The following is a 2,515-nucleotide window of genomic DNA, read 5'->3' on the forward strand; positions in this document are numbered from 1 at the left end:
CCTTATAAGGGCAATGGTGCTTATTAAAAAGGAATCTCCTGAGCTTAAGGCTGTAATCGTGGGCCCTGGAGATCAGACGCCATACTTAAGGCTTGTAGAAAGACTTGGAATTAAAGACAAGGTGTTTTTTACCGGTTACGTTGATGAAACTACAAAGGTAGGGGCAATAGATGCATCGCTTGCCTTAATACTACCCAGCATTAGTGATAACGTTGAGGCATTCTCGCTTGCAATTAGCGAAGCATGGGCTAGAGGAAAAGCAGTAATAGCCTCTGCTGTGGGAGAAATCCCATATAGAGTGAAGCATTTGATTAATGGGGCTCTGGTACCTCCAAGGGATCCTAAAGCGTTAGCTGAAATGATAATAAAGCTTTATTATGATAGCGATTTGTTGAAAAAGCTTAGCTTAGAGGGTAGAAAGGAACCTCTCCTGACCTGGGATCAAGTTGTTGATAATCTTCTGAAAATATATCAGAAAGAAACCATATGATGTAGTATTATTAAAAACTTCATAAGTTAAAGAGTAATATTTAACTATATAACCTTATACTTTCATTTCAATCTTCTTCATATTGATAATGATCAAGTATAGAATTAGTTGTAAACAACCCGCCTAACTAATAGTAATGTAAACCATGGACTTCTTCGAGCTCAACAGCACGTAGCTTTATCTCTATTATAACTCTCTTTGGGCAAAGCCTACATAAGCATAAGATTTTTTAATAAATCAAGTATAAAAACTTTTTTCTAGATAGATTCAGCTCTGAAGGGCAAGAGCTTCTGAGGCTATAAGAATTACGCACATTATAGAAATTATGCTACTCTATTATTATCTAAGCAGAGGAAACAAGCTTCCTGATTTTGAAATAATTAGCCAAAAGCTTGGCCCAAATTTCTTAAAGCAAAGTTCAAAATGTAGTTTATAATAATTATAAGGTAATTATTATTTTATAATATTTTACTTTATAAAATGCAATGCTTTACAAAGGAAACATAAAATGAATAGCATTATTAACACCAAGAAAAATAAAAAGAGAGGATGAGGATTCATTTCTTGGCAATAGTAAGTTAAGTTATTCAACAAAACCATATATTTATAGCTATACTAAAAATACTAGAGGAGGAAACAAATTTATGAGGATTGTTATAGCTAGGAGGGATTCTCTAACTCACCTTGATGGAGTTACTACCTTCACTGTAAATCTCGCTAAAGGGCTAATGGCATTAAATAATAAAGTAGCCCTCATGAGTTATGGACTTCTTAAGCCTCCAGAGGGCTACAGCAACTTTCCAGAATACCTGAGCAAGGTGCACGGATTGAACAATGTTGATATACTCACCATCAAAGGGAATATAAGTAGTCATCGAGAACCTAGGGTTTCTCTGGAGTGGCTCTTGAATGGCAAAGGAATTCTAAGGAGTTGGGATGCAGACGCCTTAATAATAAGCGGTATTGTGCCGGTAACCTTTAAGCCAAGAGTTGCAGTACTACATAATGTAACTAAGTTTGGCTCAAGATTTGAAAGAAGCATATACAAGATGCTTTATGCTTCCTATGACCATACGGTTTGCGTTTCAAAGAGTTCTAGGAACGAAGCTTTAGAAGTTGGTGTAATTTGTAATTTGGTGATTTACAATCCTGTTGACTTAAGTCCCTATAAGGTGAAACCTAGGCAGGAAAGGGATAATCTAATAGTACACATAGGAACTCGGGGAGAAAAGAATCTTCATATAAGCATTGAGGCAATAAAGCTGTTAAGGGAGGAGGATTATGAACTGAAGCTTGCTATAATTGGACCAGGAGCTTATGAAGCAGTTAAGGGAATCGTTGGCCACGTACCTAACTGGATTGAACCTCTAAATAACATCAGTGATGAGATAAAGATTGATATATTATCTAGGTCGTTAGCTTTATTGTTACCCTCAAGTTATGAAACCTTCTCATATGTTGCCGTTGAAGCTATGGCAAGCGGCACCCCTCCTATAGTCTCAGAGGCAGTTCCAGACGAGACTGTAATAAACAACTATAACGGTTTAAGGGTTAACAGGCTTTCTCCAGAGGCCTTCGCCCTTGCCATCAAGGCTCTGTTAAGAGATACCGAGCTATGGAATAGGCTTAGCGCCAACGGCATTGAATACGTAAAGAGGTTTGACTACATCAATGTAGCAAGGCAATATGAGGCCTTACTTAGGAGACTACTCAAGACCCTATAGCTTAGTCAGGAATTAGCACCTATATCAATAACATCTTTACTTGTAACATCTACTTTACCGTATATTTTCATCAAATATTTCAAAAACAGAACAGAATGACTAACATATTTAAATTTAACAAAACTATCACTTTTCTCTATTATACTGTCCTTATACTTCCATCCCAACTTAGAAGCTTCTTATAGAAATCTAAATGCTTTTCTAGAGATACGTTCATCAACTTGAAAGTTTTGCTTGTCAGTTTGATAACAAGTTTATCATTCTCAACTATTAATACTTGTATTTCTTTATCATAAAACAT

At 36.1% G+C, this 2,515-nt stretch carries 3 protein-coding genes; 2 read left to right on the forward strand and 1 reads right to left on the reverse strand.

Annotation, left to right across the window (positions count from 1 at the left end):
- The coding region (locus RXO53_RS08125; protein WP_410713716.1) for a glycosyltransferase family 4 protein at nucleotides 1-490 on the forward strand (490 nt) is incomplete at its 5' end.
- Nucleotides 491-1,134: 644 nt separating this feature from the next.
- Complete coding sequence (locus RXO53_RS08130; protein WP_410713717.1) at nucleotides 1,135-2,214, forward strand: glycosyltransferase family 4 protein; 1,080 nt, start codon at nucleotides 1,135-1,137, stop codon at nucleotides 2,212-2,214.
- Between the two features lie 5 nt (nucleotides 2,215-2,219).
- Here the strand turns inward: RXO53_RS08130 and RXO53_RS08135 are convergent, their stop codons facing one another.
- Nucleotides 2,220-2,381: a hypothetical protein gene (locus RXO53_RS08135; RefSeq protein WP_410713718.1), complete on the reverse strand. Its 162-nt coding sequence runs from the start codon at nucleotides 2,379-2,381 to the stop codon at nucleotides 2,220-2,222.
- Between the last annotated feature and the right edge of the window lie 134 nt (nucleotides 2,382-2,515).

The organism is Caldisphaera sp., from assembly GCF_046536515.1.
Lineage (GTDB): Archaea > Thermoproteota > Thermoprotei_A > Sulfolobales > Acidilobaceae > Caldisphaera.

What these genes read in the sequence shown, in the direction of transcription:
- RXO53_RS08130 (WP_410713717.1), top strand. Translation starts at nt 1,135, where the DNA reads ATGAGGATTGTTATAGCTAGGAGGGATTCTCTAACTCACCTTGATGGA.